Annotated in this window: 25 protein-coding genes and 1 pseudogene; 6 read left to right on the top strand and 20 right to left on the bottom strand. The window is 45.7% G+C overall.

The window, feature by feature from the left end:
- Positions 1–219 precede the first annotated feature (219 nt).
- The 8 genes from DWX59_RS03550 to DWX59_RS03520 form a co-directional block, all read right to left on the bottom strand.
- Positions 220–477, bottom strand: coding sequence for a hypothetical protein (locus DWX59_RS03550; protein WP_022621582.1), 258 nt, complete (start codon positions 475–477; stop codon positions 220–222).
- A gap of 58 nt (positions 478–535) precedes the next feature.
- Positions 536–712, bottom strand: coding sequence for a hypothetical protein (locus tag DWX59_RS28615; protein ID WP_166460160.1), 177 nt, complete (start codon positions 710–712; stop codon positions 536–538).
- Positions 713–773: 61 nt separating this feature from the next.
- Positions 774–1,565: an ABC transporter permease gene (locus tag DWX59_RS03545; protein WP_231303324.1), complete on the bottom strand. Its 792-nt coding sequence runs from the start codon at positions 1,563–1,565 to the stop codon at positions 774–776.
- A complete protein-coding gene (locus DWX59_RS03540) occupies positions 1,553–2,362 on the bottom strand; it encodes an ABC transporter permease (protein ID WP_069432110.1) in 810 nt (269 codons plus the stop codon). The genes DWX59_RS03545 and DWX59_RS03540 overlap by 13 nt, the downstream gene beginning before the upstream one ends.
- The gene (locus tag DWX59_RS03535; protein ID WP_016728878.1) at positions 2,355–3,281 is read right to left on the bottom strand and encodes an ABC transporter ATP-binding protein; all 927 of its coding nucleotides are present in this window, start codon (positions 3,279–3,281) and stop codon (positions 2,355–2,357) included. Before DWX59_RS03535 ends, DWX59_RS03540 begins: the two co-directional genes overlap by 8 nt.
- Positions 3,282–3,417: 136 nt before the next feature.
- Positions 3,418–4,335 carry a sensor histidine kinase gene (locus tag DWX59_RS03530; protein ID WP_069432109.1) on the bottom strand — a complete coding sequence of 306 codons (918 nt, stop codon included), beginning with the start codon at positions 4,333–4,335 and terminating at the stop codon, positions 3,418–3,420.
- Between the two features lie 6 nt (positions 4,336–4,341).
- Complete coding sequence (locus DWX59_RS03525; RefSeq protein ID WP_021360404.1) at positions 4,342–5,034, bottom strand: response regulator transcription factor; 693 nt, start codon at positions 5,032–5,034, stop codon at positions 4,342–4,344.
- Positions 5,027–5,215 carry a MerR family transcriptional regulator gene (locus DWX59_RS03520; RefSeq protein ID WP_009905249.1) on the bottom strand — a complete coding sequence of 63 codons (189 nt, stop codon included), beginning with the start codon at positions 5,213–5,215 and terminating at the stop codon, positions 5,027–5,029. Before DWX59_RS03520 ends, DWX59_RS03525 begins: the two co-directional genes overlap by 8 nt.
- 161 nt (positions 5,216–5,376) lie before the next feature.
- On the opposite strand from DWX59_RS03520, the gene DWX59_RS03515 reads away from it, so the two are divergent.
- The 6 genes and pseudogenes from DWX59_RS03515 (at position 5,377) to DWX59_RS03490 (ending at position 8,744) form a co-directional block, all read left to right on the top strand.
- Entirely contained in the window at positions 5,377–5,730 is a 354-nt protein-coding gene (locus DWX59_RS03515; RefSeq protein WP_016728880.1) for a helix-turn-helix domain-containing protein, read from the top strand.
- Between the two features lie 248 nt (positions 5,731–5,978).
- Positions 5,979–6,308 (top strand): plasmid mobilization protein, encoded by a 330-nt coding sequence (locus tag DWX59_RS03510; protein ID WP_009905253.1) that lies wholly within the window; start codon positions 5,979–5,981, stop codon positions 6,306–6,308.
- Positions 6,269–7,618 (top strand): relaxase/mobilization nuclease domain-containing protein, encoded by a 1,350-nt coding sequence (locus DWX59_RS03505; RefSeq protein ID WP_069432108.1) that lies wholly within the window; start codon positions 6,269–6,271, stop codon positions 7,616–7,618. Before DWX59_RS03510 ends, DWX59_RS03505 begins: the two co-directional genes overlap by 40 nt.
- Positions 7,619–7,710: 92 nt before the next feature.
- Positions 7,711–7,941 carry a helix-turn-helix domain-containing protein gene (locus DWX59_RS03500; RefSeq protein WP_011861102.1) on the top strand — a complete coding sequence of 77 codons (231 nt, stop codon included), beginning with the start codon at positions 7,711–7,713 and terminating at the stop codon, positions 7,939–7,941.
- Positions 7,942–7,945: 4 nt separating this feature from the next.
- Positions 7,946–8,332 (top strand): annotated as a pseudogene (locus tag DWX59_RS29160) (DUF6050 family protein).
- Positions 8,325–8,744, top strand: a complete 420-nt coding sequence (locus DWX59_RS03490; protein ID WP_011861104.1) for a nuclear transport factor 2 family protein — start codon at positions 8,325–8,327, stop codon at positions 8,742–8,744. The pseudogene DWX59_RS29160 and the gene DWX59_RS03490 overlap by 8 nt, the downstream one beginning before the upstream one ends.
- Before the next feature lie 177 nt (positions 8,745–8,921).
- Here DWX59_RS03490 and DWX59_RS03485 read toward each other — a convergent pair whose 3' ends face one another.
- The 12 genes from DWX59_RS03485 to DWX59_RS03430 form a co-directional block, all read right to left on the bottom strand.
- Positions 8,922–9,287 (bottom strand): cysteine-rich VLP domain-containing protein, encoded by a 366-nt coding sequence (locus DWX59_RS03485; RefSeq protein WP_069432107.1) that lies wholly within the window; start codon positions 9,285–9,287, stop codon positions 8,922–8,924.
- Positions 9,284–9,496 (bottom strand): transposon-transfer assisting family protein, encoded by a 213-nt coding sequence (locus DWX59_RS03480; RefSeq protein WP_436970290.1) that lies wholly within the window; start codon positions 9,494–9,496, stop codon positions 9,284–9,286. Before DWX59_RS03480 ends, DWX59_RS03485 begins: the two co-directional genes overlap by 4 nt.
- Complete coding sequence (locus DWX59_RS03475; RefSeq protein WP_069432105.1) at positions 9,493–13,506, bottom strand: antirestriction protein ArdA; 4,014 nt, start codon at positions 13,504–13,506, stop codon at positions 9,493–9,495. The genes DWX59_RS03480 and DWX59_RS03475 overlap by 4 nt, the downstream gene beginning before the upstream one ends.
- Positions 13,507–13,636: 130 nt before the next feature.
- Positions 13,637–15,727 carry a DNA topoisomerase 3 gene (locus tag DWX59_RS03470; protein ID WP_069432104.1) on the bottom strand — a complete coding sequence of 697 codons (2,091 nt, stop codon included), beginning with the start codon at positions 15,725–15,727 and terminating at the stop codon, positions 13,637–13,639.
- 117 nt (positions 15,728–15,844) lie between these two features.
- Positions 15,845–16,549: a VanZ family protein gene (locus DWX59_RS03465; RefSeq protein ID WP_022621592.1), complete on the bottom strand. Its 705-nt coding sequence runs from the start codon at positions 16,547–16,549 to the stop codon at positions 15,845–15,847.
- A 17-nt stretch (positions 16,550–16,566) separates the two neighbouring features.
- The gene (locus DWX59_RS29155) at positions 16,567–16,749 is read right to left on the bottom strand and encodes a hypothetical protein (protein WP_005933783.1); all 183 of its coding nucleotides are present in this window, start codon (positions 16,747–16,749) and stop codon (positions 16,567–16,569) included.
- Entirely contained in the window at positions 16,746–17,474 is a 729-nt protein-coding gene (locus tag DWX59_RS03455) for a DUF4366 domain-containing protein (RefSeq protein ID WP_035394374.1), read from the bottom strand. The genes DWX59_RS29155 and DWX59_RS03455 overlap by 4 nt, the downstream gene beginning before the upstream one ends.
- A complete protein-coding gene (locus DWX59_RS03450) occupies positions 17,464–17,733 on the bottom strand; it encodes a DUF4315 family protein (RefSeq protein ID WP_069432103.1) in 270 nt (89 codons plus the stop codon). The genes DWX59_RS03455 and DWX59_RS03450 overlap by 11 nt, the downstream gene beginning before the upstream one ends.
- A gap of 31 nt (positions 17,734–17,764) precedes the next feature.
- On the bottom strand, positions 17,765–19,669 hold the full coding sequence (locus DWX59_RS03445; RefSeq protein WP_069432102.1) for a CHAP domain-containing protein: 1,905 nt from the start codon (positions 19,667–19,669) through the stop codon (positions 17,765–17,767).
- Positions 19,670–19,695: 26 nt separating this feature from the next.
- Positions 19,696–20,655, bottom strand: coding sequence for a DNA-methyltransferase (locus DWX59_RS03440; RefSeq protein WP_117556246.1), 960 nt, complete (start codon positions 20,653–20,655; stop codon positions 19,696–19,698).
- Complete coding sequence (locus tag DWX59_RS03435) at positions 20,652–23,081, bottom strand: VirB4-like conjugal transfer ATPase, CD1110 family (protein WP_069432101.1); 2,430 nt, start codon at positions 23,079–23,081, stop codon at positions 20,652–20,654. Before DWX59_RS03435 ends, DWX59_RS03440 begins: the two co-directional genes overlap by 4 nt.
- A complete protein-coding gene (locus DWX59_RS03430; protein ID WP_044477104.1) occupies positions 23,029–23,433 on the bottom strand; it encodes a PrgI family protein in 405 nt (134 codons plus the stop codon). Before DWX59_RS03430 ends, DWX59_RS03435 begins: the two co-directional genes overlap by 53 nt.
- Between the last annotated feature and the right edge of the window lie 18 nt (positions 23,434–23,451).

Below are 23,451 nucleotides of genomic sequence, written 5' to 3'. Positions count from 1 at the left end.
CAGTAGACAAAAAGAAGCGGCGGCTCTAAAAATTAAAGCCACCGCTTCAAATGCGCGTGAAAATATGTCTGCGCTACGACGGCTTTTTTTCTTTTGCTGTCGTAGCGTAGAATTAGGAAGTGTGCATAAAAGACACTATTTTTTCAGTAGTGAGGAATCCAAATTACCAAAACTTGTTACTCCACACCGAATAAAACCTACCATATCAAGCTATTTGAATCAGAGTTCAATTCTTGCTTTTGATGGTTTATCTTCACAATAGATAACTTTAATCGTTGTTCCCTTGTCAGGAATTTTGTTTCCTGCGCCAATCCATTTTTGGCAGGTGTAATCTTTGACGCCTATCGTGTATTTGACCTTGATAATATGTGGAAAAGCTGCACCATCCATAGCATGGGTACGGACAGGTTTACGATTTACTTTTAACCACCATTGTTTTGTAACTGAAATTACAGTTCCTGTTGTTTCCTTTTCCATAAGTTATACCTCCGATGTTAATTTAGAATGAGTAATTTTCTATTTAGATAGCTACATATTAAAGCAAACTGCCCTTTAATCCTTTTTTGAAAACCAATACAGCCCTTTCGGTTCCCCAAAATGACATTGTGACAAGGCGATAGCTTTCCTTTTCCATTTCCTCTATTTTGGCATTGATTTTCACTGTCGCATTTTCAATAGTAATTTCTTCTAATAATTCTGTCCTATACATCATATCTTTACCTCCATAATTATTAAATAGATGATACATATTTTCGGTTCAATCTTTTTGGTATTTACCAACCTTTTTTTCTAACTGCTTTTTTCTTCTTACCAACAGTCAATGTACCGGGTTCTTTCTTTTTATTTGCAAGAATAATCATAGAAATCAAGAAAGTCAAAACTATTGTAATGAAAGCGGGGAAAATGTGATAAGTATAACCATATTCCGCACCACAAGTAGGGTCTACTAAAATCATGCTTGCTTTAATCGGATAATAATTTAACAGTGTTCCTTCAAAAGTTCCAAAATATCCATACACAAAAGCTAGTGCAACTCCACCCAAAAAATTATTTGCCGAACAACAGAATATCAGAATAATCGGCAAGACTGAAATATAAATTCCTATATTCGCCCCAGTAACACGAATAAACATATTGAGTAGATTGCCAAAATGAACTCCCGGAAATCCGACAATAATATTGATTACTAATGCTATCACACAACCTATAAGACTAAAGCTGATTGTCAACAGCAATAGAATAAGTAATTTTCCAGAAAGTAACTGTTTATATGGAATAGGAATTGTTAATATATTCTTCATAGTATCGTCTGTATATTCCCTTGTTATGATATAACCTGCAATCAGTGCAATAATAATCGGAAAAAATAAGGTACAATTACTAATCATAACCTGTTGCATAAAATAGTCAAACGTCCATGTCGGTCCACCGTTGGCTGTGGAATAAAACAGTGACAGCAACGGAGAAAGTGTTGTCATAATAATTCCGGCTTTTATTACAGAATATCGTTTTAATTTTAAAAATTCAGTTTTTATTATATTTCTCATATCTTTTACCTCGTCCATTTTTTATAAAAGCGAATTATCAGCCACAAAGAAAGTACAACTGTAATTGCCATAATAAAAATTGTATGGAAAGTAGTTGGTACAATCGCATAGGCTTCCGGCAAAAGATTATCTTTTTGCAAATTATCCATCATTAAGCCGCTTGTCCAGTTCATAACACATATAACCGGAAAAGAATTTAAGAAAGCAATTTTGGCAGCACTTATAGATGTCCCAATCGTTCCCAGTATGCCCCAGTTAAAAATGGAATAAAAAAAAGCAAGCAGGATAGAAAGTAAAAAACTTTTGTTAAAGTAAATAATTAAAAATACAATCGGTAAAGAAGCTGCTACGATAAGAACTCCAAAAATAAGGCTCATAAATATCTTATAAGTCATACCGTAAACCATTCCTACATGAAACAATTTACAAAACAACGCAACAGACAATGTGCTTATCAGACAAAATGCAACGCTGAAAATAAAGAGCATAGAAATTTTTGCCATAATGAGTTGTGTATTTGTAACTGGAATTGTTCTAAGGTTTTTGGAAGTATCACAATCTCTTTCTATAAAAAACAAAATAGCGGCAATGATACCAATTAGACATGGAAGCAAAAAAACTAAACCATATCCCAACATCATTGTATAGACATAATCAAATCGGGTTTGAAGATAGTGTTCTGTTGTATCTGCACCAGTTCCCGCCTTTGCCATATATGCCAAAATCAACGGAAAAAATAACGACAATGACATCAGTGCATACAACAGTCTTTTTCGCTTTAATTTCCAAAATTCGCACTTAATCAGTTTAAGCAATTCCTTCGCCTCCTGTCACACGCTTGAAGTAATCTTCAAGACTTTCTTCACAAGTATGGGCTTCTGATACCTCCAATCCATTTTCTACAAAAGCAGTCACGATTTTTCCTACGGACAAATCAAGATTATGCAAGCGTAAATTGTGGTCGTCCTGTATAGAGAAATGACTCTCATGGAAAGTACGCTCTAAAATTCTTGCTGCCTGTGCGGTATCAGAAAGAGTAAATCGGATATGTTTGCTGCTTTTTTGTTCCAGTTCCGCAAGACTTTCTTCTTCCAATAGTGCGCCATGGTCGATAATTCCAATATCATCTGCTAGCAAAGAAATCTCCGAAAGGATATGACTGGAAATTAAAATTGTTTTTCCCTTTGTATCGCAAAGCTCGCGAATAAAAGAACGTACTTCTGCAATTCCAATCGGGTCAAGCCCATTGATAGGTTCATCTAAAATCAGAAGTTCAGGGTCGTGCATAACTGCAAGTGCAATCGCAAGCCGTTGTTTCATACCAAGAGAATACTGGGAAAACAGTTTTTTGTCTTTATAAGGCAATCCTACCAAATCCAATGTGTTTTTAATTGAATGACGGTTGGGTATGCCCCGTAAGGTAGCAAAAATTTGTAAGTTTTCCGTAGCAGTCAAATTAGGGTAAAAACCGGGTGACTCAATCAGACTACCGATACGGGGCAACAATTTCTTTTCATTCCCCTGCAAAGACTTTCCCCATATTTTAACTTCGCCGGAAGTTGGCTTTGTCAATCCAAGTAGCATTTTCATAGTGGTCGTTTTTCCGGCTCCGTTTCTTCCAAGCAGTCCGTAAATTCTCCCTTTCTGCACATGAATATTTAAGTCAGCGACACTCTTTTGTGAGCCGTACTGTTTGGTAAGATTTTTTGTTTCAATGATATAATTTTTGTCCATATTCAAACCTCCTGTTCTGTAAACTATTCTATCATACCAACCTTGCATTAACCTTGCCGCAACCTTGCATTAACCTTGCAATTTGAAATATTGTCCCAAAAATAATTAAGGCTCCCGTCAAAAGAACGGGAGAACCTTAATTTGCTAAGGGAAAAAGCAAAGTAAATTCCGTTCCTGTTCCCTGTGTGCTATTTGCTGTTATTGTGCCGTTCATTTTTTCTACAAGTTGGTGTGCGATAGAAAGCCCAAGACCGCTGCCTTTTTCAGACCGTCCCTTATCGCATTTATAGAGCCGTTCAAAAATATGCTTCAAATCTTCTTTTTCAATCCCTATTCCATTATCTGCTAATCGGATTTGCATATTTTTTTCCTGCTTTGATAGGATTATTTCTATTTTATCCGCATGACTGTGAGAAATTACATTCTGAATAAGATTGTTCAATATCCGCATATAGCCGTCCGTATCAAGTTTTACCCGGAAAGGCTGTTCGGGAATATCAATATTGTAATCTATCTGCTTATCTTCAAATATGGGTATCCAGTCAATCAAGATATTTCGTGTCAGCTCCGCAGCTTCAACAATATTTATATCCATAGCAAACTCATTAGAATTTAATTTGAACCAGTCAAAAAGAACATCAATATATTCTTTCAAATCGTGAGCTTTGCGGCGGGCTGTTTCGATATAGTCGTCCCTGTCTTTTCCTGTAACAATTCCTTTATGTGCAGCGTCAAGATACCCAATAAGCGTTGTAAGCGGTGTCCGAACATCATGGGAAAGACTTGTCATAAGCTGTCGGTTTGTTTCTTCTGTCTGCCGGACAGTAGAAAGCCTGCTCTCATAAGACACAACAATCTCATTTATTTCATAGGCAAGAGGGGCTACCAGTTCATTTGTTGCAGATAAAATACGTCTGTTTCCATTTCCGTTTTTTACATCAATCAATGCGTCTGTTATCTCGGCTATCTGTTTTTTAACACGTCGAATAGCAAAGCAGGAAACAAGAATAGAGAAAAGTGCAATTATTATGGATAGAAAAATGACTGCTTCCATAGAAAATCAAACCTCCTTGTTAAAACGATAACCGATACCTTTAATCGTTTGAATATATTTTGGACTTCCGGGATTTACCTCTAATTTCTTGCGAAGTCGGCTGATAATCGCCATAATGTTGCTGTCATCATAGAAATATTCCTCTCTCCACACTTCTTCATAAATCTGTTGCTTTGTCAGAATTTTCCCTTGATTTTTCGCGCAGTATAAGAGTAAGTCAAATTCTTTTGGAGGCAATTCAAAAGTTCCATTTTCCGTAGTAACAGAACGATTTTCAATATCAATTTTCAACCCGTCAAATTCAAGTTGCTGTGATATTCCGTCCTGTTGATTGAAACGGGTATAACGGCGTATAAGGGAAACGATACGGGCTATCAGTTCGTCCATGTCAAAAGGTTTTGTCAAATAATCATCAGCTCCTGCCCTTAAACCGCGTACTTTAGAAGCACTGTCATTTTTTGATGTAAACATCAAAATCGGCAGGCTGCTTTCTTTTCTAATTTCTTCCAATGTTTCAAATCCGTCCATACCAGGCATCATAACGTCCAGTATCACAAGTTGATATTCTCTCTCTTTTAATTTTTGTAATCCCTCTTTTCCCGTATTACAAAAATCAGCTTCTATATCTTCTGATAGCACGCTGCGTTTAATCAGCGCACAAAGTTCCTTATCATCATCTATAATCAAAACTTTATTCATGGTATAGCTCCTTTCCTTGTTTGGTTCTACCGTCAATCGGTTTTTCCGCGTCTTTTGGTATCAACCACATATACCCAAGTTTTGAAACACCCTGTATGCGTTTCTCCCTGCAAAGTATCTGTACCCGCCTTTCAGAAATTCCCCACTTCTTTGCTGCTTCGGGGCAAGACATATATTCCATAACAACACCCGTCCTTTCTGAAAATCTTATCATAATAATTATAGTCGGACACACGAACAATAGCAAGTATATAAATATGAATTATTATGGCTATTTAGTGGAACTGTATAGACATATCCAAAGAGAAAGGGGAACAGTAAAATGTAACTGGGTGAATAAATATGGCAAAAAGACCGGTAGAAAAATATGACTTCAAGGCATTTGGAGAAGCTATAAAAGCTGCGCGGACGGGGCGCAAAGAAAGCCGCAAACAGGTAAGTGATGAAATGTATATTTCTCCTCGCTATCTTGCAAATATCGAAAACAAAGGACAGCACCCCAGTCTGCAAATCTTTTTTGAGCTTATGCTTCGTTACAATATATCCGTAGACCAGTTTCTTTTAGATACGCCCACCCAAAAAGATACAAAGCGGCGGCAGCTCGACGCTCTCCTTGATGATATGAGCGATAATGGCATACGGATTGTAACGGCAACTGCAAAAGAAATTTCAGAAGTCGAAAAAGAGGACAAATAAATGTGTCCGGCAAATTGAATATGATTTAGGAAGCGTTGTAATCTTTACAGATTGCAGCGTTTTTCTTTTGCTCTTTTTTGGCATATAGAGCATTGCGTTGTAGTAACCAGTGAGGAAAAAACTTTCGTAGCAAGCATAGGAAAAGAGTACCCTTTTCCGTATTTTCTCCCTCCCGTCCTGCGGTGCGTCGGTTGAAAATTGCTTGTTGGGAAGTGTCCCAAACCCTCGGAACGGAAAGGAGTGATTGCATGAATGGACGCAAAAGAAAAGTACAAATCAAATTCTATGTAACAGAGGAAGAACGGGCATTGATTGAGCAGAAAATGAAGCTCGTCCCCACCCGGAACATGGCGGCGTATCTTCGCAAGATTGCCATTGACGGGTATATCATTCAGACAGACCATAGCGACATAAAAGCCATGACAGCGGAGATACAGAAAATCGGGGTCAATATCAATCAGATTGCAAAGCGTGTCAACGCGACAGGCAGCGTCTACCAAGAGGACATAGAGGAAATAAAGGGGGTGCTTGCGGAGATATGGCGGTTACAAAGATTAAGCCTATTAAAAGCACGTTGAGCAAAGCCCTTGACTATATCCAAAACCCGGATAAAACAGACGGGAAAACGCTTGTGTCCTCCTTTGGGTGCAGCTATGAAACGGCAGATATTGAGTTTGGATTTACGCTTGCACAAGCCATAGAGAAAGGGAACAATCTCGCCCACCATTTGATACAGTCCTTTGAGCCGGGGGAAGTGGATTATGAGAAAGCCCACGAAATCGGGAAACAGCTTGCCGACGCGGTAACAAAGGGACAGCATGAATACGTCTTAACTACCCACATAGACAAAGGGCATATCCATAACCATATCATTTTTTGTGCGGTCAATTTTGTTGACTACCACAAATACAATTCCAATAAACGCAGCTACTATGGCATACGGAACATGAGCGATAAGCTGTGCCGGGAAAACGGGCTGTCCGTTGTCGTTCCGGGTAAGGGCAGCAAGGGAAAAAGCTATGCAGAATATCAAGCGGAAAAGGTCGGTGCAAGTTGGAAAGGCAAGCTGAAAATTACCGTTGATACGCTTATCCCCCAAGTGGCAAGTTTTGAAGAATTGTTGCAGCGGTTACAGGCAGCGGGCTATGAGATAAAGCCGGGAAAATATATCTCCTGCCGCGCTCCGGGACAGGAACGGTTTACCCGCTTAAAAACCCTCGGTGCAGATTATACAGAGGAAGCAATCAAAGAACGGATAGAGGGCAAGCGCACAAAGGCGGCGAAAGCTCCCAAAGAGCAGCGCGGCGTATCGCTGCTTATTGACATTGAAAACAGTATCAAGGCAGCGCAGAGCCGGGGCTATGAACAGTGGGCGAAAATCCATAATCTGAAACTGGCTGCAAAGACTATGAATTTCTTGACAGAACATAAGATTGAGCAGTACGCAGATTTAGTCAGCCGGATTGAGGAAGTAAATGCGGAAAATGAAAAGACAGCAGACGCATTAAAGAGCGTGGAGAAACGTCTTGCAAACATGGCGGTGCTGATGAAGCACGTTACCACCTACCAAAAGACAAAACCTGTCTATGAAGCATACCGCAGGGCAAAGGATAAGGACGCATACCGGGCAAAGCAGGAAAGCAGTCTGATACTCCATGAAGCAGCGGCAAAGGCACTAAAAACGGCGGGCGTTTCCAAGCTCCCGAATGTCGCCGCGCTACAAGTAGACTATGAAAAGCTCCGGGAACAGAAAGAAGCCCTTTACGCGGACTATGGCAAACTGAAAAAACAGGTCAAAGAGTACGACGTTATCAAACAGAACATAGACAGCATTTTACGGCAGCCAAGAGAGCCGGAACGGGAAAAAGGGAAAGAACGCGGGGAGTAGTTTTGTTCATACTTGTGTGATATAATAGTTCCTATCAAAGACAGTAGCCACATACTAAAGTGATACATTTTCAGCAAAGGAAGTGTCAGAAAATGGAACAGGAAATGCCGGACTATGAAACGATATGCGCTGCCGTTGTGGGCGAAAAATGGGCGTTGGAAAAGGTGCTTGATTGTTACGGCGACGAAATCAACCGCCTTGCAATGGTAAAAAAGTGTCAGCCGGACGGGACTATCAAAGAGGAAATCGACGAAGATTTACGGCAAACACTCATAATGAAACTGTTAGAAGCTATCCCACAATTTCCAATGGAAAAGGAGTGATACCATGACACGCGGAGAAATTTGGAAAGACTTTTTCAAGAGAAACGTTTTGCCCGCCGTTATTGCATTGTTTTTATTCTTCATGTTCAAGAACATCTTTACAGAGGACGGGTAGACCAATTACTTTTATGTATGGCTGTGCTGCGGTATCCCCTTTGGCATTCGCCGTATGTTCGTATGGCTTGTACCGCATGGATATGACATAGCTGGAACGGTGGGTATCGTTGCCATTAACTTCATTTTGGACGGCATTATCGGCGGGGGCATTTTAATATGGCGGCTTGTCGTTGCTACGTGGTATATCCCCCTTACGATATACCGTTTACTTACCGCAGATAAGAGTGCAACCCCTCAAATCAATATAGAGAAAGGATTTAAAAGTTATGAATGAAAGAGAAAGAATTATTCATTTATGGTTTGATATGTGGCTAAAACAACAAGATTTAGGGATTGATAGTATTTTTACAGAAGATGTGATTTACACTGAAAGTTGGAGTCCTAAGTATGAAAGTCGAAAAACAGTAAAACATTGGTTTGATGAATGGAATACTCGTGGAAAAGTCTTAGTGTGGGATATTAAACAATTTTTTCATAAGGAAAATCAAACTATTGTAGAATGGTATTTCAAAAACAAAATGAATAATGGTAATATTGAAGAATTTGACGGAATTTCTTTAATAGTATGGACGGAAAATAACAAAATAATGGAGTTGAAAGAATTTGGTTGTAATCTCAATACCTATAATCCATACGCCCAAAATGATATGCCACAATTCAGAGATGAAAAAACAAAGTGGTTTTGAAGTTTTAAAAGCCGGGACGCAGACAGTCGGTAAAGACTATCCGCGCCCCGGCTTTCTTATGGGTACAGCGATAAAATGTTACGCAGTAGAACGCCATTTTTGAGGGAAAAGGTATAAAACCCTTGCCGCGTCATTTTCACACCCGGAAAGCCCTGTAAATCAAGGCTTTTTTTGCCCCTACTGCGTAACAAGGGCGCGTCGTTTCCTCATGCGTTCCGCTGCCTGTCTGCGGGTAATACGCTTCCGGCAGTCCGGGCAGTATTTGACGCTGTTAGAGGTGGACGCAAAAGAAGCTCCGCACTCGGTACAACGCTTTTTATCCTCGGTCTTGAAAAGCTCTGCATACAGCAGCTTATCAAAGGGAAGTACGGCGGTCTGAAACCATTTGCATAGAAGAGAATAGGAAATAAGCTGCGGGCAGACACATTCCTCCCCGTCGTCCAGTAAAATACAGTGTCCGTTATCGCAGTTGCAGCACTCCTTTTTTACAAGGCTGTTGACTTTCCGGCTTTGGGGCGGCGTAAGCCGCTTTAGCCCGGTCATACCTCATCAGCGGCGAAAATGGCAAGCTCCGTATACTCATTTTCTGTCAGAGGTGCAATTTTCGCAAGGGTGCGCTTCGCCAGTTCCCGCATATCCTCGTCCATAAACGGCAGCGCAGCGTTGATGTTCTCCATAAGCCCGCGCTTACCGCCCTCATTGTAAATGCTCAACAGGTTTGTTTCTTCAACGGTCAGTCTAATCATGCTCATACCTCCAATTCGTGATTTTTTGATTTTGCCGCTTTTTTCTGTGCGGTTTTTTCTTTGTCTGCTCTAAGCTGCGCCCGGATAGAGGGCTTCTTTTCCGTTTTTGCTGCCTTGCCGCGTTCCTTGTCAGCCTTGACAGCTTCCGCAAGGTCAACAAGGGAAATGGTTTCTCCTGCCTTTACCTTTGCTTCCAGTTCTGCGGTAGTCGGGGTGTTGTTTATCTGCCCGTCAATCATGTTGTAGTTTTGCTCTGTGGTCTGCTCGGCAGCTTTCAGATAGTTCTCTGGCTGAACGGGAACAGCAAAAGCCCTAGTGCCGTTCCCCATAATCAGATATTTTCCGTCGTCGGACTGGTGGTGCAATCCATATCCGGCAGCTTCCATTTGCTCGCGGCTCATGGCGGTTACATAGAAAGTCCCTCTCGGTGTTTTGATTGTTTCGCCCGTTTCCAAGTCGGCGGGAATGAGGGCATTTTCCTGCTCCTTGAAAAACTCCGGCACTTCCTTATAACCGAAGCTGTCTACATAGTGGGCGGTGTCCTGCCCGTTCTGATGAAGCACCACCACGTCGGAAACGGAAAGGCTGTGTCCCTTAAAATCTTTCGGGTGGTCGATATTAAAGCGGGTGTAAATATCTTCAAGGGAAGTCCCCGGCGTAAGCTCTGCGGAATAGACAAGTGTATAGTTTTTCGCGTCTACCCGGTGTCCTGTGGCAGTCAGACGGTCGTAAGGTTCAAAGCGCAAATCTCTTGTTTCGTCCCCGCCTTTTATCTGATAAATGGAAAAGGTGTCTTTGTCCTGTGGGGCTTCCTGTTCCGGCTGCTCCTGTGCATCTACCTTTTGCGCCCGGATATGCGCCCGTTGTAACTCGGTAGGCTTTTCCCCCGTAAGGGGTACAATCGCCTTGACATAATCAGCCGCATAATAGGCGTTACTGGTAAGCTGCCGCTGCCATGCCCCTGCTTTGGGCGACCAACGGAAGCCATTACTTTTTAGGGCTTCCCGCGTGGCTTCGTCCGGCTTATCCTCAAAGAAGATTTGCAGTCGGTTCGCTTCGGTGTTTGCTTCCACCTTGCCGCCGTCAAATTTCCAACCCACAAAACCGATTTCTTTTTGCTGTGAAAGAGATTTGATACGGTCTTTCACGCGCCGGATTTCTGCACTGTTGTTGGATAACGCCCAAGTCGCAAATGGCTTGTCCTCCAAATGCCAACTGCTCGCCATGTCTGCTTTCAGTTTTTCCAGTTCCTCCGGCGGTAAATGCGGGCAGCCGTCAAGGGTCTTATGCTTACGGTAATAGGCGTTTACGGCTTTCATGGTTTCCTGTGATTTTTCAAGGCTTTCCAGTTTCTTTTCTAACTTCTGTACTGCCTGCGGGTCGTCTGCGCTGATACCGCCCATGCCGGTACTGCGGATTTTATCAAGAAGCCCTTGTATGTCCTGCCATTCCCGGTAATTGCTGTCGCGGGCTGCGTTCTGCTTTTCTTTCTTCCTTGTGGGGAAGTTAGAGCCGCCCGCAATCAGGATAGAGGGAACACGCGCGTCAATCTCATAGCCTTTATTCATGTTCGCCGCCAGTTTCCGGGCATAGGTGTCAAGCAGGCTGTCGATTTTCTCATGGTACATCGGGTCTACCCGCTGTTTTTGCCTTTCTGCGATTTGTACGGCTTCATCTACATAATGCCTGTATTCAGCCGTCGCGCTGCCTTGCTTATAATCGGAAAAGCTGTTCATATCCTTTGCACGTTTGGCGGCAGCTTCATTGATAGGATAATAAGGGGCGGCGGGTGCAGCCTGTTCCGGCTGTGTTTCTTTTTCCTGTACCGGGGCTGTTTCTTCGGGAAGCTCCGGCGTGGCGGCTTCTGCTTCGGGCTGTTTGGTAGCTTCCTGTGCGGGCTGCGCCTGTTCGGTGGTCTGTTCCTTATCCTGTGCCTTTTGGATTGCTGCAAAATGTCCGTCTATGGTATCAATCAGATTTGCGGCGGTGCTGCGGATTGTTTCAAGAGAGCCTTTCAGTTCTGCAAGTTCTTTTCCGCTGCTCCACCCGGCGATATATCCAAAAGAATAGTCCGACGTATCAAGCCCGTAATGTTGGCAGACAGCATAGGCGACGCTTTCCGCCTGTACCTCGCGGGTACGGCGGTCGGGGCGTTCCGGCATAGCAAGGGCAGTATCATGCAGCGTGGCGTGGGCGATTTCATGGATTGCGGTCTTGATATTCTGCAATTCGTCCATGCCCTCGTTGATGATGATACGCTTTTCCTCATAATTGCAGCGTCCTTTTACGCCGCCGCTTAGTGCTTCAAATCCCATAGCAAAGGGAGAAGTCTTTTCAAGGGCAGCGAAAAAATCCTTGTATTGTTCCACGTTGCCCGTCAGCTCATAGGTAAGGGCAGGAAGCTCCTTTCCCTCGGTCTGTGAAATATCAAAGACAGATACCACACGAAAGGCGGGTATCTTGATTTCCTTTTCCTCGGTAACAGGTTTCCCGTCCTTATCGAAAACAGGCTTTTGGGTGTCCGGGTCGATTTTTTCCACCTGTTTCTTAACGGTAAACGGGGACGGCGCAAGTATCTTGATAGCTTTTTCTCCCGGCTTTACATGGCGGTCAAATTCCTTTTCCCATTGTTTATAGCCTTTCACAAGATTGCCGCCCTGCATGGCGATAAGGATTGTATTGTTAAGGCTGTAATCATGGAATTTTGACATAGTACGCAGATAGTCGGCGTAACGGTCGCTTTCATACAGTCCTAAAATCCCCTGTTCCAGTCGGTCGGTAATCTCTTTCATCTTGTCAGCGGGCTTTTCAGAAGATAGGATAATCGGGAGAACCGGGGGCTGCTCTGTGGCGGTGGTCGGTATAGCTGCGGAAGCGTCAAGGTCTGCCTGTTCCTTTTCCTGTACTGGCGGCTGCGGCGTTACCCGGTATTCCTCCGGCACGTCGCGCCCGTCATACCATTCTGTAAAGGTATTACGGTTATTGTAGATATAGCCCTGCTCGGTAAATCTGCCCCCGTCATTGATAGCAGCGTCCCGCCCGTATTCCTCATACATGAAATATTTTTTTGCTTCTTCGGGCAGCTCCAACTCGTCCAGTTCTTCAATCAGATAATGCCCGTAATCTTCCTCACTCTGTACGGACGGATAAAGCCAGTAACAATCAAGGTTTTGTGCAAGGTTGATAATGTCCTGCAAGTCCCTTGTATGGTCGCCGTATGCCATAGCTGCAACAAATTTTTCCCTGTCGTCGTCAAACTGCATTTTCAAAAGTTCGCTCAAATAGTTCAGCTCGTCAAGGCTTTCAAGCTCGGTCAATTTTCCTGCCAGTCCCGCAATAGAGGACTGGTATTCTGTGATATGCAGCTCCCCGTAGTTTTTGCCGTCTATGCCGATACGGTCAAAGACTTCTTTCAAATGCTCGGCAGTCGTGGGGAATGATACCCATTCGCCCGCAGGTCTGCCCTCGGTGTACTTTCCAAGATTAGAAAGATACCCGCTTAAAATCGGTTGTTCCATGTGTTCGCTCCTTTCTTTCTCAATCATGCGGTGCATAAGCTCGTAGTCCTCCATGCTCATGCTCCCGTCAAATAGATAGGGGTCGGGTTCTTCGCCGTCCCGGTAGGCTTTTTCAGAGAAAGGCAGCCCCGCAGCGTGGGCGGCGGCTCTTGCTTCCTCGATAAGCTCCGGCGGCAGCCTGTCGTCGTGGGCTTCGATAAATTCCCCGATATTGCTATATCCGTTTTCGTAGTGGCGGCGCACCCCGGCGGTCAGCTCGTCAAGGTTCCTATCCTCGCCAAGATAGCCGGAGTAATAGCCGTTTACCACAACGGCGGCAGGGTCAGCCTGTTTGATTTCTTCCATGCGGCTTCTGTCCTCCGGGTAGAGAATATCGCTCATTTCAAGGTGGAAATATTCTGCGTTCCAAGAGCGTCCCGTTTTCCAAAACGCCACCCAAGCGATACCGTCCCTTAATTCTTCTTGATAGTCCTTTACGGTGTCCCGTAAACTTGCCATGTGTAACCTCCTTTCTTCGGTTTCAGAGGGTTTGGGAAACTTCCCAACAAGCAAAAATCCCCGCCGTTCTCGGTAGAGAAAGCAGGGATTTTACGGAAAAGGGTACTCTTTTCCTATGCTTGCTATTCAGTTATTTTTTCTTCGGCAGTTCAATGCGGTAGTTGACATATCTCCCGCCCGTATCAGCCAATACGATAGTTCCGTTGTAGGTTTTGCCTGTCTTTGGGGAATAGAGCTTTTTCACATTTACCTTGCCGGATTTTAAGAGTGCAGCGGCAATCTTCGGGGTAAAGGTTACTTTTCGTTCTTCAAAGAAACGGTCATTTTTCCACATGGTAAAGATACATTCTTTGTTGCTGCAATAGTAGTTTTTCTTTCCCTCATAGACAGGAGAACCGCAGCGGGGGCAGCTTCCCAACGCTTCCCGTTCCGGCTTGAACATCTGCGCTTTATCATCAGAAAGAAACGGATAGGTCTTTACCAGTTCCCGCGCCATATTCTCGATACCCTCCATAAATGCGGCGGGGTCTGCCTTGCCTTTTGCAATCTGCGTCAGATTGTTTTCCCATTCTGCGGTAAGCTGCGGGCTTGTCAAGGTGTCCGGCAGGACGCACACAAGGTTGATACCGTCTTTTGTGGGAAGTAGCTGCTTGCCTTTTCGTTCCACAAAGCCGCCCTTTACCAGTTTTTCAATGACAGCGGCGCGGGTGGCGGGAGTTCCAAGCCCTTTGCGTTCTGCGTCCGGGTCGGTGTCCTCACTTCCGGCGCGTTCCATAGCAGAAAGGAGCGACGCTTCGTTGTGGGGCTTTGGCGGTGTTGTGTCATGCTCCGTTACCGTTGCAGCCGGATTGTCAAAGGTTTGTCCCTCGGTAAACGGCGGCAGGGTCTTTTCTGTGTCGCTGTCTGCGTCGTCCGTTTCGGGCTTGTTCTTTAAGGCTGCCCTGTATCTTCGGTCAATCTCTTTCCACCCGTCGGACAGCACCGTTTTTCCCCTTGCGGTAAAGGACTGTCCGGCACATTCAAAGACTGCCGTAACCGCTTCAAAGGTATGCGGTGCAGCGGTCGCCATAAGTAGACGCGCCCCGGAAAGGGTAAGGATATTCCTTTCGCTTTCCGGCAGCGCGGCAAGGTCGGTCTTTGCAAGCTCCATAGTTGGGATAATGGCATGGTGGTCTGATACCTTTTTACTGTTCAGCACCTTTCCAAGTTCCGGCGTGAAGTCTTTTCCCGCCATAAAGGAAAACTTCCCACAAAGCAGCTTGATAATGCCCGCCGCTGTGTCGCCCATGTCGTCGGTCAGAAATGCGCTGTCTGTTCTCGGATAAGTAAGCAAACGCTTTTCATACAAGGCTTGTGCAAGGTCAAGGGTCTGTTTTGCCGTATATCCGAACAGGCGGTTTGCTTCCCTCTGTAAAGAAGTAAGGTCAAAGAGCTTCGGCGGAGCTGCGGTCTTTTTCTCTTTCACAAGGGAAGTACATACTGCCCGCGACGCTTCGCAAGTCGTTTTTAATGCGTCGGCTTCTGCCTTATTTGAAATTCGTTCACTTGCAGCTTCCGCGCCGGATAATGCAAGGCGTACATGGTAGTATTTTTCTTTCTTGAAAGTGGTAATCGCTGCGTCCCGGTCAACAAGCATTTTTAAGGTCGGGGTCTGTACGCGCCCCACGTTCAAGGTATGATTGTAAAGGACAGAAAAAAGGCGGGTGGCATTGATACCGATTAGCCAGTCTGCTTTTGCCCTGCATAATGCGGAAGCAAAGAGAGGGTCATAATCCCTGCCGTTCTTCAGACAGGAAAAGCCCTCTTTGATTGCGCTGTCCTCCATAGAAGAAATCCAAAGGCGGCGCATAGGTTTCTTGCAGCCTGCCATTTCATAGACAAAACGGAAAATGAGTTCTCCCTCGCGCCCTGCGTCGCAGGCATTGACGACTTCGGAAACGTCTGCCCGGTGCATAAGCTCCTTTAAGGTTTTGAATTGCTTTTCCTTGTCAGCGGAAACGGTGTATTTCCATTCCTGCGGCAAAATCGGTAAGCTGTCATAGCTCCACTTTTTATACTGCTCCCCGTAAGCGGCAGCTTCCGCAAGCCCTACCAAATGTCCCACACACCAAGAAACGATATAGCCGCTTCCTGTGAGAAATCCGTCTTTCTTTTCCTTTGCCCCAAGTACGGCAGCGATTGTCTGCGCCACACTGGGCTTTTCTGCGATAACTAAAATCAAATAAAAATCCTCCTTTCGGGTAAAAGAAAAGAGCAACCGATTTTTCGATTGCTCCTACAAGTGATTGTATAAAATTGTGCGATATGAAATAGTAAAATGATTTGACAAAACTAAAATTTATCCAATATTGAGTAAACTATGGATTACCCAAGGTTGAACTGTAACCATGATTATAAATGTGTAAATTGCAAACAAAGGCACTTCGACCATATCATTGACATTCTCAGATTGAAATTGTTTTCTTAAATTATTAGGCAAGACTTTTGATAGCAAATAATAAACCAAATATCCTAAACAGACTCCAACTGTATTTGTAATAAGGTCATTTATATCTGTTGAACCCCAACCAAACATCTGAACAATTTCAACAGATAAAGAGAACAGAAAACCAGTTAATACAACAGTCTTTATGTGATGATATTTCTTATACAGCAACGGCAGAAAAAATCCAAAAGGAACAAATAAAACAACATTCAGTATGGTATCTATTGGTCCACTTATCATACCGAGAAACGGAATCAGAGAAATCCTCGGACGAAATGATATTGTGCTTGTATAACCAATACCTGTTACGGTCAAAATCCCGAAAAGATAATAATAGAATAAAAATACAGCAGTAATATGGAGAAGGCTTTGCTTTCTTCCTGATTTTTTAAGGTATAAGAAATACAATATAAAAACTGGAACTATAAACACATATCCACTTATTGAGCGAATAAGAATATCAGAAATGGGTAACATATTTTTATCTCCTTTGCTTACTCTAAAAATTTGTTTAACTCTATCATTTCCTATGGTTGGAACAATTATATCATATTCCATATCGAAAGTACATCTTTTTATCGTTCCGGCTGTCGTTTTGCTTCAATCTTTCTAATGCAATACCCAACACAAGGGGACTGTCCCTTGTAAGGGCAGGAAGCGCAAGCCGGGGGATAAGGAACAGGCGGAGCATTATCACGCCGCCCGTTCGGTTTCTGTATCATCATCTTTTCAAAGGGATTGTCGGTAAACAGGGTCATAGGGTTTCTTCCTCCGTTTCTTCATCTTCGGGAGTTTCCCCGGTATCTGCTTCCGGCTCGTCCTCGTCGTAGTCCTCAAATTCAAAATCTTCAAGGTCGGTATCGCCCTTTACATTCTGCTTCGGCTTTAGAAACTTAAAGTAGTAGAACGCTGCGCCGCCACCAAGCAGGGCAAAGAGGACTAAGGCAAGCACCACACCGGGATTGCCGCCTTTTCCTTTCGGTTCTTCCGGCTGCTCGGTTGGTGTTGGGGTAGGTTCTTTGCCTGTGCAGCCTGTCATACTGGTAACACATACCGGGCAGGACGTGTTTACCTTTCCGGCTTCGCATTTCTCCGTACAGTTACAGATTTCCGGCTTTTTGGCAGCTTCGCCGTTTTCGGTCAGTGCCATAAGGTCGGCTTCGTCCACTTGATTTAGGAAATGTACGGTCTGTTCGCCCTCGGCGGCGCGGTCAATGAGGATATAGAAATAGTTGCCGCCTTTGGTGGTAACAGTGATAAGCTGCTTATTGCCGCCGTAATCGTCAACCAGTGTTGCGTTTCCCTTTGGGGTAAGGGGCGGCGTTTCCTCTTTTTCCTCCACAACTACGTTGCTGTCGTTGGTCGCGTCCCCTGCGGGCGGCTCTGTGGCTGCGCCCTGTGCATAGGCAGGGACAGAAAAACCGCCCATAAGGATAAGGGCGGCACAAAGGGCAGTCATGGTCTTTTTCAGTTTATTCTTCATCTGCATTTTCCTCCTGTTCTTCATAGTCTGCCGCTTCGGTAGCGTGTGCGGCGTTCATGCCGGGAATACCGCTGCCGGACAGCATAGCGTTCAGTTCCTGCGGGGTCAGACGCATAGCTCGTACAAGCTGCACGATTTCAAGGTTTTCCGCTTCGGTTTTCTGCGCTTCCAGTCCTTTTAACTTGTTCTGATACTCTGTGATTTTCTCGCGGGTCTTTGCGATTTCCTTATTGATACGGTCGATTTTATTGTTTGCCATAGGTCATTTCTCCTTTCTTTTTGGGGCTGCTTTACCAGTTCATCAGCCCATAGCCTTTGATACATTGATAGTTAAGGTCATAGCTCTTTATCTTGCAGGCGTCGCCGGAATTGCCCTCAACGGTATAGACGCGGCTTCCGTCCCTGCCAAGCACAAGCCCCACATGGTCTGCAACACCGTCTAAATCCCAATCGAAAAAGATAGCGTCGCCCGGTGCGATATTCTCATAGCCCCGCGCGCCCCATTGTCCCCTTGACTGGAACCAAGGAACGCCCTGCCATTCGCAGCCTGCAAAGCGGGGTTCGCTTTTTCCGGCTTGATTGTAGCACCATGACACAAAGCAGGCGCACCATTCCACGCGGCTGTTAAAGCCATACCAACTCCAATAGGGATAACCGCCCACGTTTCCGACTTGCTGTTTTGCAAGCTCCATAAACTCCGGGTTTCCGGGACGTGTGCCGTTTACAAACTCCACGCCGCTTAAATCCTCGGAGGGGCTGCCGTCGGGAGAGCCGCCGCCAAAAATCAACGGTTTGTTGCCCTGTGTCTGTAAGTACACTTTGAACATTTCAAACTGCTGTGGGTTCAGCAGTTCTTCCGCAAGGGAAGCAATCGGCTTGTTTGTCAGCTTCACGTTCAAGATACGGTATTCGTATTCTTCCTCGTTGCCCTCCTCGTCGGTGGTGGTGCGTATCTCGATTTCTTCCGTCAGCGTCAAGGTGTACTGTAAGCCGAACAGCCGTTTTAGCTCTGCCTGTGCGCTCTGTGGGGTGTAGCTCTGTAAAAGGGCGGTCAGATAAGACGCAAGTTCGTGTGGGTTATGCCCGATAGTGTCAAGGTCATAGCGGTATTCATCATAGCCGCTGTGGGTGGTTTCGATATTGTCAATCTCACTTTGCAGTTCGTTTTCCATTGCAGCATAGCTCTGTTCCGTTGCCACAAGGTCGCTGTCCTCGGACGTGTAGGAAGTCCCTAACACGCTGTTCATGCTGCCGGAAAACATTGCCCCACAAGAGGAAAGCCCTACTGATACCATGATGAACAGAAGCAGCGCGGCGATAGCGATTATCACGCCCGCCGGGTGTCGCCCTACAAAGGCAGCCGCTTTCTTTGCTGCTGTCTGTGACGCTCCGGCGGTTGCTTTGGCGGTGGCTGCACCGCCTTTCTTTACAGTTTTTGCATACTGGCGTTTGATTTTTTGTTTCTGCATAAACCGGGAAAAGGGATTGCTTGTAAGCTGAGGATTTTCCTGCAAGACTTTGTGATACTGGAAGTTCACATTTGCCTTGAACGCTGCCTTTTCTGCCTTTGCTGCTTCCCGGTAGGGTTTCAGCTTATGGCTGCGGTAGCCCTGTTTGAATTTCCTTGTCCCGTACCTTGCGCCGCGCTCGGCAAGTTCCTCCGATTTGTGCGCGCCCTCCGCGCCGGAATTGTCTTTCTCGACGCTGTGGATTTTGTTGTGAACAAAAATACCCGCTTCCTGCGCGGGGCGGGATAACGGGTTGCTGTGGGCTTTGCCGCCGGGTATCGGCTTTTCCTGTTCCTCAAAGTGCAGGCGGGTCTTTGCCTTTCCTGCGGCTTCGTCAAAGGTGCGCTCCTTAACCAGTTTCTTTTGCTTTGGGATAGCTGCCTTTGCTGCGTCCAGTCGGTCAGCGGCTTTTTCCGATTTTTTGATGTAAGTTTCCAGTTCCGGCGTTGCCCGTTCTTCCTCGGTAAACTGTAAGCGGGAAGTGGAAGTACGCAAAGCAGTAGCTTCCTGCTCTTTTTTGACTTCCTTTTTGTTTGCTTTTCGGGTATGTGCTGCGTCAAGATGTTCTATGACGCGTTCCGCTGCGGCACTGTCCGGCTGTGAAAAGTCGCTGTCTGCTTCCCGGCTGCTGATACGCTCGGCGGTCTGCTGTGTTTCGTTTACCTCGATAAGCCCGTCGCGGGTCATTTTCTGTGTGATTTTATCGCGTGGTTTTAATTGCTTGATAGTCCTGCACCTCCAATCCGCGCCCTCGCAAGGGCGCAATATTCTGCATTTAATTCAATCCCGATATAATGGCGGTCAAGGCTTTTTGCTGCAAATCCTGTGGTTCCGCTTCCGAAAAACGGGTCTATGACAATCCCACCTTTGGGACAGCCCGCCAAGATACAGGTTTCCGCTAATTTCGGGGGAAAAGCTGCAAAATGCGCCCCTTTATATGGGACAGTGTTAATCAGCCACACGTCCCGCTTGTTCCGCGTGGTCGGCATGAGCGCGTCGTCATAGTAGCCACCGTCCCGCGGTCGGTTTAGTCCCTGCACCTTTCCTTGTCCGGGTATTTCCTGTGTGTATTTGCTGTTGGTGCTGCGCGCTCTGCGATACCGTTCTGCGGTAGTAGGTGCTAAGGGTTCTGCAATGGCGGCAGCGTCATAGTAATATTTCTTTTCCTTTGAAAGCAGGAAGATATGTTCATAGCAGCGGGTCGGGCGGTCTTTGCAGCTTTCCGGCATAGGATTTTGTTTTTGCCATATAATATCGCTCCGTAGATACCACCCCTGTTCCCGTAGGGAAAACGCCAAGAGCCAGGGAATACCGATTAAGTCCTTTTGTTTGCAGCCGGTAACGCGGCTGTTCCTTGCAATCCGCTGTCCGGTGCGTCCCTTTGGTTTTTTTGGGTCAGCATAGCCGCCTTTATTTCCTGTGCCGCAATAGGTGTCTGCGATATTCAGCCATAACGTACCGTCCTTTCTAAGCACCCGGTAAAGCTCGCGAAAAACAGAGGTCAGCCTGTCAATATACTGTTCCGGCGTATCCTCCTGTCCGATTTGTGCGTCAAGCCCATAGTCCCGCAGCGCAAAGTACGGCGGGCTTGTAACGCAGCAATGGACGCTTTCACTGGGTAATTCCTGCAAAGCACAAAGCGCGTCCCGGTTGATAATCACGTCTGTTTTCATAGGCTGCTCACTTCCTCCGGCTTCGTCGTCATAATGCGGTAAAGCTCGGTATCTTTCGGGAAATGGTCTACAAAGGGCAGCACCACATTTCCATAAAAGATAAGTCCCTCGCCTGCTTCGGTATGGGTTACATACTTCATCTGTTGCGGGGAGATATTAAGCTGCTTTGCAAGGATAGCCCGGTCGCCCTGCGCCTGATTGAGCATGAGGACAAAATCAGAGTTTTCAAAGATATTTTCCACCTCGCGTGAAGCAAGCAAGTCCTTAATATTCTGTGTGATAGCTGTCGGTATGCCGCCCCATTTACGGAAACGCTTCCAAATCTCCACACTGTAAGCTGCGGTCTGTTCCTCTTTTAAGAGCAAGTGAAATTCGTCCATATAGTAGCGGGTGGACTTTTTCTCTGCCCGGTTAATGGTAACGCGGTTCCATATCTGGTCTTGCACAATGAGCATACCTAACTTTTTGAGCTGCTTTCCAAGCTGCTTTATATCAAAGCAGACAAGGCGGTTAGAAAGCTCCACGTTGGTTCTGTGGTTGAATACGTTAAGGCTGCCGGAAACATACAGCTCCAATGCTGCGGCAATGCGGGCAGCTTCCGGCTCCGGCTGCTTTAACAGCTCGTCGTAAAGGTCGCCCAAGATAGGCATTTTCTCCGGGTCGGGGTCAGCAAGGTAGTCCCTATACACATTTCTTACAGCGCGGTCAATGACGGTCTTATCAACAGGCTGTAAGCCCTCCTTGCCGCCAATGACAAGCTCGCAGAGAGAAAGGATAAAATCGCTTTTCAGTGCAAGGGGGCTGTCGTCCTCGGAATAGTTGAGGTTCATATCCATAGGGTTCACATACTGGGGCGTACCGTCCATACCTTTGCCTGTCGGGGATAACCGTATCACTTGCCCGCCAAGCCGTTTTACAAGGGCAAAATACTCCGCTTCCGGGTCGCAGATAAAAATATCGTCGTCGGTAATGAGAAAAGCATTTGTGATTTCCCGCTTTGCCGCAAAGGATTTTCCGCTGCCCGGTGTTCCCAAGATAAGCCCGTTTGGATTTTTAAGCTGCTTGCGGTCGCAGAGTATCATGTTGTTTGACAGGGCATTTAAGCCATAATACAGGGCAGCCCCAGTCTGAAATAGTTCCTGTGTGATGAACGGGATAAAAATAGCGGTGCTGCTCGTCGTCAACCCTCTCTGAATAGGGATAAGGTTCTCCCCCAAAGGGATAGAGGACATCAGCCCCGCTTCCTGCTGATAGTCAAGACGGGTCAAGGCGCAGTTGTATTTCTGTGCAATGCCCGCCGCCGCGAAAATGTCATTTTCCAGTTTCCGCTTCGTGTCTGCCATGTTTACCACAAGGAACGTCAGCAGAAACATTCGCTCGTTGCGGCTCTGTAAATCCTGCAACAAATTCTTTGCTTCATTCCCAAAAGTGGCAAGGTCGGACGGGAGTATGTCAATATCGTAACCGCTTCTAACTGCTTTTTTCTGTTCCTCAATCTTCATCTTGTCAAGGTCAGTGATTTTGCGCTTAATGGTCTTGATTGCTTCCGACTGGTCGATACTTTTAATATGGAGATTGACAATAACCCCTGTTTCCAAGTCCAACATATCCGCTAAAATACGGTCGTTTAACTCCGGGGCAAGGATTTCAAGGAACGATACCGCCCCCGTTTTTTTCCCCATAGCAAAGTAGCGTCCCTCCCCGAACTTGAAAGAGGACGGGGCGATAAAGTCCTTTGTGGTAAGCCCTGTCGGGGTCAGCCAGTCATAGGAGAATGAGAACGGCTCGCCTGCCGGGTGGAATACCCCATGCAGCACCTTTAAGCGTTCATAGCCGGATAAGGGGTGCGCCGATACGCCAAGCACCTTGAAATTGTTGAGTACGTCCGTTTCGATACGGGAAAGCCGCGCCCTTGCCGCCGCCGGATTGTCCGCTTCAATGGAAAACGTGATGTACTTGTGCTTTACAAGCCCGTTGTTCCCTTTGGCAAGCTGCATTTTCAGCATATCGGAATATTCGGTGCGGATAGAGTTAAAATCATCATTTTGCGGCGGGATATGGATTGCCCGCGCTGCCTGTTCCTGCTGTGAACCTTGATTGATAAACGAAAGCTGCACATTTACGCTTGCGTCAAAGTAATTGAGAAAATCGCACCAGTTTTCAAAAATGGCGGTCTTGTCGTCTGCCTGTGCAAGCTGATAGTTAATGTCCTCAAAGGCAATGCTCTTTGAATATTTCCGCTGTGCCACTTTGCAGATACCGTCCGGGTACATGGCAAGGTAGGGAATGGTCTGCTGTGCGGTGTGGGCTTTGCCGTCCCCCTTTGCCTGCCGGATAACCGCCGCTATCTGTTTCTTTTCCGCGCGGGTCAGCTTACGCCTGTTTCCTGCGGCTTCCCGCGTCTTTTTTGTCTGTCCTTTTGACAATCGCTGATACCTCCTTTTCTAATGCCCGCTGTTTCTCCAAGAGTGCATATAGGTTTTCTGTCTGATATGGTCGCACTTTGGGGCGGGTAAATTTTGTCTGAATGATGTTCTTTATTACCACTTCAAGGGGCTGCCCATGCTTTTCATACATGGCAACCAAGAAGCAGGGAAGCATGACGACAATCATTACCATTGCCGCAAGGCTCGTCCCTGCGCTGTCTTTGAGCAAAAAGAAAAGCGGCAGTCCTATAAGAAGTGCCACTGAAAAACAAAGGATTTGCCGCTTTGTTAGATTGAAAGCGACTTTTGTTTTGACTTTGGATAGGTCTTTGGGTACAGGTACATACGCCAAGAAAAAACCTCCTTTCTG

It is taken from the genome of Enterocloster aldenensis, assembly GCF_003434055.1.
Taxonomy (GTDB): Bacteria; Bacillota; Clostridia; order Lachnospirales; family Lachnospiraceae; genus Enterocloster; species Enterocloster aldenensis.
Note: the sequence above shows the minus strand (reverse complement) of the source record. Positions and strands in the feature narration are given on the sequence as shown.

Excerpts from the sequence above, each read along its gene's own strand:
- DWX59_RS03550 (WP_022621582.1), bottom strand. The coding sequence starts at position 477 with ATGGAAAAGGAAACAACAGGAACTGTAATTTCAGTTACAAAACAATGG.
- DWX59_RS28615 (WP_166460160.1), bottom strand. The coding sequence starts at position 712 with ATGATGTATAGGACAGAATTATTAGAAGAAATTACTATTGAAAATGCG.
- DWX59_RS03545 (WP_231303324.1), bottom strand. The coding sequence starts at position 1,565 with ATGGACGAGGTAAAAGATATGAGAAATATAATAAAAACTGAATTTTTA.
- DWX59_RS03535 (WP_016728878.1), bottom strand. The coding sequence starts at position 3,281 with ATGGACAAAAATTATATCATTGAAACAAAAAATCTTACCAAACAGTAC.
- DWX59_RS03530 (WP_069432109.1), bottom strand. The coding sequence starts at position 4,335 with ATGGAAGCAGTCATTTTTCTATCCATAATAATTGCACTTTTCTCTATT.
- DWX59_RS03525 (WP_021360404.1), bottom strand. The coding sequence starts at position 5,034 with ATGAATAAAGTTTTGATTATAGATGATGATAAGGAACTTTGTGCGCTG.
- DWX59_RS03520 (WP_009905249.1), bottom strand. The coding sequence starts at position 5,215 with ATGGAATATATGTCTTGCCCCGAAGCAGCAAAGAAGTGGGGAATTTCT.
- DWX59_RS03515 (WP_016728880.1), top strand. The coding sequence starts at position 5,377 with ATGGCAAAAAGACCGGTAGAAAAATATGACTTCAAGGCATTTGGAGAA.
- DWX59_RS03510 (WP_009905253.1), top strand. The coding sequence starts at position 5,979 with ATGAATGGACGCAAAAGAAAAGTACAAATCAAATTCTATGTAACAGAG.
- DWX59_RS03505 (WP_069432108.1), top strand. The coding sequence starts at position 6,269 with ATGGCGGTTACAAAGATTAAGCCTATTAAAAGCACGTTGAGCAAAGCC.
- DWX59_RS03500 (WP_011861102.1), top strand. The coding sequence starts at position 7,711 with ATGGAACAGGAAATGCCGGACTATGAAACGATATGCGCTGCCGTTGTG.
- DWX59_RS03490 (WP_011861104.1), top strand. The coding sequence starts at position 8,325 with ATGAATGAAAGAGAAAGAATTATTCATTTATGGTTTGATATGTGGCTA.
- DWX59_RS03485 (WP_069432107.1), bottom strand. The coding sequence starts at position 9,287 with ATGACCGGGCTAAAGCGGCTTACGCCGCCCCAAAGCCGGAAAGTCAAC.
- DWX59_RS03480 (WP_436970290.1), bottom strand. The coding sequence starts at position 9,496 with ATGAGCATGATTAGACTGACCGTTGAAGAAACAAACCTGTTGAGCATT.
- DWX59_RS03475 (WP_069432105.1), bottom strand. The coding sequence starts at position 13,506 with ATGGCAAGTTTACGGGACACCGTAAAGGACTATCAAGAAGAATTAAGG.
- DWX59_RS03465 (WP_022621592.1), bottom strand. The coding sequence starts at position 16,549 with ATGGAATATGATATAATTGTTCCAACCATAGGAAATGATAGAGTTAAA.
- DWX59_RS29155 (WP_005933783.1), bottom strand. The coding sequence starts at position 16,749 with ATGACCCTGTTTACCGACAATCCCTTTGAAAAGATGATGATACAGAAA.
- DWX59_RS03455 (WP_035394374.1), bottom strand. The coding sequence starts at position 17,474 with ATGAAGAATAAACTGAAAAAGACCATGACTGCCCTTTGTGCCGCCCTT.
- DWX59_RS03450 (WP_069432103.1), bottom strand. The coding sequence starts at position 17,733 with ATGGCAAACAATAAAATCGACCGTATCAATAAGGAAATCGCAAAGACC.
- DWX59_RS03445 (WP_069432102.1), bottom strand. The coding sequence starts at position 19,669 with ATGACCCGCGACGGGCTTATCGAGGTAAACGAAACACAGCAGACCGCC.
- DWX59_RS03440 (WP_117556246.1), bottom strand. The coding sequence starts at position 20,655 with ATGAAAACAGACGTGATTATCAACCGGGACGCGCTTTGTGCTTTGCAG.